Annotated in this window: 6 protein-coding genes and 1 pseudogene; 1 reads left to right on the forward strand and 6 read right to left on the reverse strand. The window is 46.0% G+C overall.

All coding sequences use genetic code 11. The annotated features are described in order from the left end of the window. Positions 1 to 293 precede the first annotated feature (293 nt). The 6 genes from GXO76_12015 to GXO76_12040 all read right to left on the reverse strand — a co-directional run bounded on the left by GXO76_12015 (position 294) and on the right by GXO76_12040 (position 6,557). Positions 294 to 2,855 carry a hypothetical protein gene (locus GXO76_12015; GenBank protein ID NOY78585.1) on the reverse strand — a complete coding sequence of 854 codons (2,562 nt, stop codon included), beginning with the start codon at positions 2,853 to 2,855 and terminating at the stop codon, positions 294 to 296. A gap of 114 nt (positions 2,856 to 2,969) precedes the next feature. Further along, positions 2,970 to 3,305 carry a hypothetical protein gene (locus tag GXO76_12020; protein ID NOY78586.1) on the reverse strand — a complete coding sequence of 112 codons (336 nt, stop codon included), beginning with the start codon at positions 3,303 to 3,305 and terminating at the stop codon, positions 2,970 to 2,972. After that, on the reverse strand, positions 3,306 to 3,770 hold the full coding sequence (locus tag GXO76_12025; GenBank protein NOY78587.1) for a PTS sugar transporter subunit IIA: 465 nt from the start codon (positions 3,768 to 3,770) through the stop codon (positions 3,306 to 3,308). It lies immediately after the preceding gene. Between the two features lie 264 nt (positions 3,771 to 4,034). Further along, positions 4,035 to 4,295 (reverse strand): hypothetical protein, encoded by a 261-nt coding sequence (locus GXO76_12030; GenBank protein ID NOY78588.1) that lies wholly within the window; start codon positions 4,293 to 4,295, stop codon positions 4,035 to 4,037. Next, the gene (locus tag GXO76_12035; protein ID NOY78589.1) at positions 4,295 to 5,374 is read right to left on the reverse strand and encodes an NTP transferase domain-containing protein; all 1,080 of its coding nucleotides are present in this window, start codon (positions 5,372 to 5,374) and stop codon (positions 4,295 to 4,297) included. The genes GXO76_12030 and GXO76_12035 overlap by 1 nt, the downstream gene beginning before the upstream one ends. Positions 5,375 to 5,657: 283 nt before the next feature. Next, positions 5,658 to 6,557, reverse strand: a complete 900-nt coding sequence (locus GXO76_12040) for a proline dehydrogenase (GenBank protein ID NOY78590.1) — start codon at positions 6,555 to 6,557, stop codon at positions 5,658 to 5,660. A 750-nt stretch (positions 6,558 to 7,307) separates the two neighbouring features. Between GXO76_12040 and GXO76_12045 the strand changes: the two are divergent. Continuing rightward, a pseudogene (locus tag GXO76_12045) lies at positions 7,308 to 9,219 on the forward strand (glycoside hydrolase family 97 protein).

Here is a 9,219-nt window from a genome sequence, read left to right on the forward strand (position 1 = left end):
TAAATCGTTAATCATCAATCATAAATCGTTTTTTTGTCACTTTGAATTCGGATTTCAGATTAACGATTTGAGACGGAAGAAGTCGACGAACCGGAACACTTCAAAAATCGTAAATCGTTAATCGTCAATCGTCAATCACTAATCATCTTTTTTCTCGGTCGTCTCGACGTTTGCTTGCCTCCTGGCAGGCCCGGGAACCGGGCGAACGCTCAACGATCGGATGCTTCTCATTGGGCAATGATCAATTGAAAAGGCTAATTGCCAATCTTAGAGAACCGAGTAACAGATGGACATCAATGTTTCATTTGTGCAACAGGCAGGTAGACAATAATAGACGTGCCAACCCCCTCTTCCGATTCAATCTCAATATGGCCCTGGTGGTCGTCCACGATTTTCTTAACGATCGTCAATCCCAGCCCCGTGCCTAAATGGGTGCCTGTTGTGAAGGGGCGAAAGAGTTTTTCCCGTAGATTGGGTGAAATTCCCTTTCCCGTGTCCAGAATTTCAATGGCGATATAATCCCGGGCAGGTTGATTGTGTGATGTAAATTGCAAATTCGGTGCCAGACTTGTTGAGAGCGTAATGGTACCTCCCTGCGGCATGGCATTGATGGCATTGCTGATGAGATTTTCCAGAAGGATTTGCAATTGTTCCTGATCCACAAGAATAGCAGGTAGATTGACTCCCGGCTTCTGTATGAGTTGAATATCCCGGGGCCATTCGATCATACCAGAGGAAAGAAATTCCCGGATGAAGGTGTTGATATCGGTGGGCTGGAGCATAACTTTTTCCACATCCACAAATTTCATGAACTGCCGGGTCATCCGCCGAAGGGATTCGATTCGATTGATAATGCGCCGGGTGTAGGGCTCATACAATTTGGCTCGTTTGGGATCCTGGCGCTTGTACTCCATTTCCAGTCGCTGCTGTGTGAGCAAAATGCTGGTGAGCGGATTTTTGATGTCGTGGGCGATGCGCTGGGCCATGGCAGCCCAGGCTTTCGCGCTTTCAAGCCGATTTTCAACGGAAAGATCGAAGAGAAAAATCAGCCAGTACGGACGGCTTTTACCCGGATAAAATACCGGTTCGGCCGCTGCGCGGAAGCGGTGGTCTGCCTCACGTAACGAAAAGGTTGTTTCCTGGCGGATGGGCTCTTCACCCGGAAGTTCAGAAAGGAATTGTTTGAGAGGCTGCCAGGTTTTGGATAATTTTTCCGGAGACAGGGGAAGGGCGTCCCCATTAAAAGCAAAAAGTTGTTGAGCTCTAAAATTGGCCTGTGAAATCCGTCCCTTGTGATCGAGAACGAACACGGGATTCTTGCGAAATCCAATTTCTTTTTCGATTAATTTTTCGTCAAACCGGCGCTTTTGGTTGATTTTTAGTGTCCACACCAAAAGCCCCAAAAACAAAAATCCGATGGACGCAAAAAGCAGCGGCCGGCCGTATGCGGATGCGAGATAATGGGGATTTCGAACCAGCCGAATCAATTTTGCATTTGCGCCATTTCTTTGAAAAAGCGCCAGCAGCGGCGTCTGATCGTGTCGGTGGTAAACCTGCGGGGAATGAATAAAAATGAGTCCCGGCAGTAAGGACAAAGCAGTTTTGGCCCGAACGTCTAAATCACTGCCCAGCCAGTAGTAAAAGTTATTGGATTGAACGAAGATTTCGTCCAGCCCGTCACCGTCCAGATCCTCACTGGTAAAAATCGAAGAAAACGAAAGATCAAGCTGTTTTTCTTTGATTTTTTCAAAATGGCTGTTCAGAATAACCATATGTCCGGTTTGATTGGATATCACAAATTCCTTGTCCGGTTTGCGGTCGAGTTGACAGACGGAAAAGCTCCAGGCGAAGGGATTGGCGTACGGGAAATTCCGGCGGCTAATCGGGTGTCCATTGGCAGGATTAATAATCTCAATACGGGGTTTAGAGTGGGCAGAATATTTATTGAAAATAACCAGAAGAACTTGCCTGGTTCCGTTTCCGTTGATATCCACAAAGTGACTTTCGACTCGGGTAAATTTCCCTCCGTAAATTTTTTCCCACAGGAGTTTTCCTTGAGGGTTCAAGAGGAATACAATCGAATGGTAATCATCTGTTCCATTGGCACTGTTGCCGTTGGAAGGAGCGGATGTTGCAAAAAGAATATTTTTTTCGCCAAGCTTATTTTTATTCAGAATAATTGGATTATTTGAAATAGCGGGGCCCACTTCATATTTCCATTTGAGCTGGAGCGTTTGGCCATCGTACACAAAAACCCCTCGCGGCGACCGGGCAAATCCCTCATTGGGAAACACCAGGATTTCTTTTCTTCCATCGTTGTCAATGTCAGCAAAACGAATGGCCGTAATTTGACCGTACCAGCGATAAGTTCCGCTTTTCGAAACCCGGGTTTTCCCGGAAAAAAGAAAAGCTTCCTTAAGGATGTTCCCTTTGGAATCGACAAAACGCAGGAAAGAGCTGTCGTTCCGGGTGTAGGCGGTGACAATTTCATCGATGCCGTCGCCGGTCCAATCGAAGTGGGTCACGAATTGAATGATTCCTGTAAAATTGATCTGGTCGATGATTTCAAAGTCATTATTCTGAAGAATAAATTGTGAGTGGTTCAGCGCTAAATCGCGTCCGAAACTTAGATATTCATCCCGGCCATCATGGTTGAGGTCCATGAAAATGCCATAGCCCTCAATTTCTCTGACGGTCTTAAAAATGTAAGGAAATGAGGGGGGAGTATCCTGCAGGTTTTGGGTGGGGCGGCACCCGCTGAAGATCAGGCTTGCCAATAAAAGCGACGCAGCAAGGAATAAAGGCCCGGGACAACATTCAGTTATTCGCTGCACAATGAGTAGACGATTAATCATTTTCCCTAACCCCAACTGTTGGGAATGTGCGTATCAATGTGAAAGGAAGGGTGAAGACATCAAAAAATAGGCAGAATCCCCAGTGCCCTTATGCTGCGGAGGTGATTTGGCGTTTTAGTCCAGCCAATATAAAATCCGCCCGCAGTTTTCGCAGGTGTACACCTCAATATTTTCCTTGCCGCGGGTGGTGAGAGATGTGGGGAGTTTCACAAAGCACCCCAGGCATGTGTTGTCTTGAACCGGAACCACCGCCCGTTTGTAGTGTTGGCGAAGGCGTTCATATCGACGAAGCAACGGCAATTGAATTTTCTGCGCCAATTCCTCGCGCATTTCCTTGAGTTTTTCTATTCCCTCCGTTTTGAAACCTAACTTTTCCTCTTCTTCATGTTCCTGGATCATGATATCTATATCCTGAAGTGCAACTAAGCACCGCAGTTGTCTTTCATCCATTTAGAAACCTCCTGCTAAAATATCAATGAGTTGATCAAAGGATTCACATCGGGTAAGCTGTTCCCGATTGCTTTCTTCTTTTAGAATTTCCACCAATTTCCCAAGAAAAGGCAGGTAGTTTTGATTGCTTTCATGGGGAGGAGCAACAATCATAAAAACCAGATGAACCGGTTCATCGTCAATGGCATTGAAGGGAATTCCGTTGACTGATTTTGCAAAAATAACAGACATGTCCTTGATGCTTAATGAGCGCCCATGAGGAATAGCAATGCCGTGCCCGATTCCCGTACTCCCCAAATTTTCACGCCGTTTCAGCATTTCCAGAATCAAACGTTTATCTTTGAGATCTTTGTGTTTCGAAAGTGTGTCAACCATTTCCTCTAATGCGTCATCCTTTGTTTTTGATTTCAACTCCGGGATGAACAGCTCTGGATGAAAATAACCGACAAATTCTTGAAAATCCATTGAATACTCCTAACTCGCCTACAGCGGATTTGCTTGATCGTTCAAATAGTTTTAATTGAAAAATTTTTAACGAATCGAAATTATTATTCGACACAATGACGCCAAATCACAAAGGAATGAACAGGCCAAAGCATGGCGATTTTTTCGCATCCAATTCTCCACTAAGAATTGAAGAATTCCTAAAAGCCCCCAACAGGAAGAAACTGTTTTCCATTCCTTGTGCCTTCAAGTCTTTGTGATTATGAGTAACTTTTGCCCCTGTGTTTATTTTCTCAAATAGTTTCGCAAAACAGGGCGGATAAAAATGTCTTCCAGATCAATTCTTTCCAGTTCCTCCCGGAAGATCTGCAGTTTTTGCTCAAGGGGCAAATTTTTATTAATAATGAAAATCTGATCGTTATTCAGACGGCAAAGTCCGCCTTTAAAACTTCCTCTTTCGTACCGGACGGGAATTGACAATTGTTCCAGCAGTCCTTCCATCTCCTGAAGCAGCCATTCATTCGTTTTGGGTGTTTTTTTTGCCATCAAATATAGTCCGTTTTTTTCTTCCGTTTCAGATAATCAACCAGTTCCTTTACCTCCTGAGAGCGGTTTTTGGGGCAAACCAAAAGCGCGTTTCCCGATTGAATGACGATCATATCCTTCAGGCCGATAGTTGCCACCAATTGATCGGGGGAGTAGATTAAACAGCCCTTGGAATCGCGCAAAATGGCTTTTCCAACGACGGCATTTTTGGATTTGTCTTTTGCAAGCAGATTGTACACTTCTTCCCAGCTTCCCACATCGCTCCAGCCGAATTCACTTTTAATGACACAAACACGCTGCGATTTCTCCATAACGGCGTAATCAATTGAAATGCCGCGAATTTCCTGGTAAGCGCGCTCCAGTGCTTCAGGGTAGGCGGCCGTTCCAATAGATGGCTCAATTTTTTGCAGGCTATCGTAAATCTCGGGCACGTGCTCTTCCATTTCCTTCAGGATGTCCTGAGTCTTCCAGAGAAACATGCCGCTGTTCCAGAGGAAATCTCCGCTCATGATAAATTTTTTGGCCGTGTCCAGATTGGGTTTTTCAGCAAAGGTTTTTACGTGATAGGCCGTCACATTTTCCTGAGTGCAAATTGAACCGTTGTATTGAATGTAGCCATAGCCCGTGGCCGGATAAGTAGGGGTAATTCCGATTGTTATGAGACAGGATTCCTTCTCCAGAATGGAGGTTCCTATTCTCAGAATCTTTAGAAATTGGTTGGTGTCCTGAATCAGATGATCAGCGGGAAGAACAGCCATGACGGAGTTGGGATTTCGGCGTTTGAGATGAAGGGCTGCCAATCCGATGCAAGGTGCCGTATTTTTTCCGTAAGGCTCAATTATGATATTTTCCTCCGGAACAAAAGGAAGCTGCTTTTTAATCTCTTCTTTTTGGTTGGTATTAATGACAAAATAAATATTTTCAGATGGAATAAGCGGGAGGAGCCTCTGGTACGTCTGTTGAATCAGTGTTTCATCGCCAAAGATTTTTAAAAACTGCTTGGGTTTTTCAATGCGACTCCGCGGCCAGAAGCGTGTTCCAATCCCGCCGGCCATAATGACTGCGTACAATTCAGACATAAAGCCCCTCATTTTTCTGAAGTGGAATGCAAGACCATTTCCCAAAGAGACAGGCATCAAATTCCTGAAAACCCACTGAGAGGAGATTTCTGAAATAAAAAAATAGGAAAATAGTAATTTTCTTGGGAAATGAAAGATAGGATTCTAAAATTTTGTTGACGACCTTCAATAATTGAAAGATGATCATTAAAATGCAACCACAGTTTAAGAAACGGTTCGAATTCTAATCACATAAAGTTATGAAATATCTCTCTAAAAATCAAGAAAATTCACAGAAATAGCGTTAAATCTTTTTAAAAAGATTTTTGATAATATATCCGGCTACACGGGGATTTTCCTTCATTCGGCGCAGGGAATAGGGAAACCAATCTTTGCCAAAAGGAACGTACACGCGAAGACGATGACCGGCCTGGACCAGTTCGGCCCGATATTCCTCACCGACGCCCAACAGCATTTGAAATTCATAACGAGCCGTGGGAATTTTCTCCGATTGAATGCGTTCAACGGCCTTTTCTATTAGAAAACGGTCGTGGGTGGCGATCCCCACATAGGCTTTGTGATCGAACATAATATCCAGTAGCCTGAGGTAATTTTGGCGGATGGCTTCCCGGTCTTTGTAGGCAATTTCGGGAGGCTCATTGTAGATGCCTTTACAAATGCGGACATTGATCCCCTGAGCAGCCAGTTTTTGAATGTCTGATTCACTGCGTTTCAGGTAGGCCTGAATCACGATACCAACATTGCTAAATTCTTCCCGGACGCGGTAAAAAATATCCAGGGTGTCGTCTGTACACGTGGAATCTTCCATATCGATTCGCACAAAATTCTTGTACGAATGGGCATAATGGACAATTTCCCGCACATTTTCCAGACAAAATGCCTTGTCCAATTTTAGTCCCAGTTGGGTTAATTTAATGGAAATGTTTGAGTTCAGGTGATGTTTGTCAATGGCGTCCAGGATTTTAAACCACATTTCCTTATCCTGAGTGGCTTCCCTCTTTTGGGTAATATTTTCCCCCAAAAGATCCATCGTGGCCATGATGTGTTGCCGGTTCAACTGAAGAATTGTTGTTACGGCATCGTCAAGGGTTTCGCCTGCAATGTAGCGGCTGGAAAAAAGGGCAACAAATGATTTGGGTAAAATGGGCAGAATAGTGACGATGGCTTTGTTGAATACATTCATGGCGCCTCCTTCAGTTTATGACTTGAACGGCCACCGAAAATGGGTGTACCCCGTTCAATAAAAAAGGCTGGGTGCCGATGACCAGCCTTTTGTAAATGAATGAAATTTTTTAAGAATGCAGTAAGTTAAGAGAAACATAAAATTCAAACGGGTCATTTTCGTTTTACCGATCTTCTTCCGTTCAATTTGGATTTTTCCGAAGCCTGCTCTTTCCGGGGTGCAATCAAATATAGGCATTTTGCAGACATATTTCAATATGAAATCACTCAAAAAAGAAATTTTGTAACCATTCAGCTGCAAGGATTGCAAGGTTCCAAGTCCCGATCCTGAATTCTTTTACGCCTTTTTGCGAATGAATATGGCCAATAGGAGTCTGCTCTAAAAAGCCTTTTCCCGCTTATTTCACGATTTTTCACGAATGGATTTTATTGAAATTAAGTTAGCGCGACGGGTGTCATTCGGGGTTCTTGGAGTGAACTCATCTGTTTTGGATTTATCCCGGGACGATGCACATTTTTTGCCCCCGAGATATTTATTCATGGCATTTGTCTTTTGAGTTTTGGCACTTCGTGGTTGACTTTTAAAGAAAACCCCCGAATCTTCTCCAATAGACCCCGAAAACACCGCACGGCTTTCCTCCGGAAAACTTCTTCTTGCCCATTTTTTGAATTGACTTTAAACCAAAATTTTCGGATATTAAGTAAATTTCAAAGAAACCAAACTCACATCTTTTGAAAAGTGAGGTGTACTATGAAAAAACATGTCAGTTTGCTTGCTTTGTTTTTGGGATGTGTTTTTCTTTTTGTGTCTTCGTGTGGTGCAGGAAGTTCGCACAAACGCGTTGTCTCTCCGAACGGAAAAATTTCCCTGACGTTTTCCCTAAAAAATGGCATTCCCTCTTACCGAATCGATTTCGGGAAAACACCCCTCATTCTTCCGTCGCGTTTGGGATTTCGCTTTAAAGAGGCGCCTCCCCTGGAGAAGAATTTTCAAATCGAAAAGGTAACAACCCGTACATTTGACGAAACCTGGAAACCGGTTTGGGGACAGGTTGATCACATTCGGAATCATTACAACGAAATGACGGTTGCTCTTCGGGAAAAGAGCAAGCCCGGGCGAAAAATGACCTTGATTTTTCGGGTGTTCAACGACGGCGTCGGATTCCGAACCGTTTTACCCGACCAGCCCCATCTGAAAAAACTGCAAATCACCGACGAGTTGACCCAATTCAATTTCGCTCAAAATGACACCGCCTGGTGGATTCTCGCCGATTACGACAGTTACGAAAAGCTATACCACGAAACGCTTCTCACGAAAATCAAGGCTGTCAACACACCCGTCACGCTGAAAACGCCCGGTGGGGTGTATACTTGAGCGTGCACGAAGCCGCCCTCACCGACTACGCCGGTATGACGTTGAAGCGAACTGCCGGTACGCAGTTTGAATGTGATTTGGTGCCCTGGCCGGACGGGGTGAAAGTGAAAGCCGAAACGCCGATGAAAACACCCTGGCGCACCATCCAAATTGCTACACGCCCCGGCGGTCTCATTGAATCGCATTTGATTGTGAATTTGAACGAGCCCTGTGCTCTGAAAGACGTGTCCTGGATTCACCCCACCAAATACGTGGGCATTTGGTGGGCCATGCACATCCGCAAATGGACGTGGACAGCCGGCCCGCGCCACGGAGCCACCACAGCCCACGCCAAACAGTACATCGATTTTGCCAGTGCGCACCACATTCCGGCGCTTCTGGTGGAAGGATGGAACAAGGGCTGGGAAACCTGGGGCGCCAAAACGCCGCATTTTAGTTTCACGGAAAGCTACCCCGATTTTAATTTGAAAGAAGTGGTTCGCTACGGAAAGAAAAAAGGGGTGCAACTCATTGGACACAACGAAACAGCCGGAAATGTACCGGACTACGAACGCCAAATGGACGCGGCCTTTGCCCTTTATCATAAATTGGGCATGCCGGCGGTGAAAACGGGCTACGCCGGGCCGATTATTCCCCGCGGGCAGCACCACCACGGCCAGTGGATGGTGCGCCACTACCGAAAAGTGATCGAAACTGCTGCCCGGTACCACCTGATGATCGACGCCCACGAGCCAATCAAGCCCACAGGCATTCGCCGGACGTACCCGAATTTCATCGCCCGCGAAGGCGTGCGCGGCATGGAGTACAACGCCTGGAGCGACGGGAATCCCCCGGAGCACACGACCATTTTGCCCTTTACGCGCGTATTGGCCGGGCCGGTGGACTACACGCCCGGAATATTCAAAATTTTGTTTGATCCCACCGGCATGCACCGGGTGCACACGACTCTGGCCAAGCAATTGGCGCTGTACGTGGTGCTGTACAGTCCTCTGCAAATGGCGGCTGACTTGGTGGAAAACTACAAGGGACAGCCTGCTTTTCGGTTTATTGAAACGGTTCCCACAAACTGGAACGAAACCCGCGTGTTGAATGGCCAGATTGGAGACTTCGTCACCATTGTTCGGCGGCAGGGGGACCGCTGGTTTTTGGGCAGCATTACGGACGAACACCCGCGCCTGCTTCGGGTGCCGCTGACCTTTCTGAAAACCGGACAGCCGTACATCGCGCACATTTACGCAGACGCCAAAAACGCCGACTGGGTGACACGGCCAACGGCCGTTGACATCCG

Source organism: Calditrichota bacterium (genome assembly GCA_013151735.1).
Lineage (GTDB): Bacteria > Zhuqueibacterota > JdFR-76 > JdFR-76 > BMS3Abin05 > BMS3Abin05.

Excerpts from the sequence above, each read along its gene's own strand:
- GXO76_12025 (NOY78587.1), bottom strand. The coding sequence starts at position 3,770 with ATGGATTTTCAAGAATTTGTCGGTTATTTTCATCCAGAGCTGTTCATC.
- GXO76_12015 (NOY78585.1), bottom strand. The coding sequence starts at position 2,855 with ATGATTAATCGTCTACTCATTGTGCAGCGAATAACTGAATGTTGTCCC.
- GXO76_12035 (NOY78589.1), bottom strand. The coding sequence starts at position 5,374 with ATGTCTGAATTGTACGCAGTCATTATGGCCGGCGGGATTGGAACACGC.
- GXO76_12030 (NOY78588.1), bottom strand. The coding sequence starts at position 4,295 with ATGGCAAAAAAAACACCCAAAACGAATGAATGGCTGCTTCAGGAGATG.
- GXO76_12040 (NOY78590.1), bottom strand. The coding sequence starts at position 6,557 with ATGAATGTATTCAACAAAGCCATCGTCACTATTCTGCCCATTTTACCC.
- GXO76_12020 (NOY78586.1), bottom strand. The coding sequence starts at position 3,305 with ATGGATGAAAGACAACTGCGGTGCTTAGTTGCACTTCAGGATATAGAT.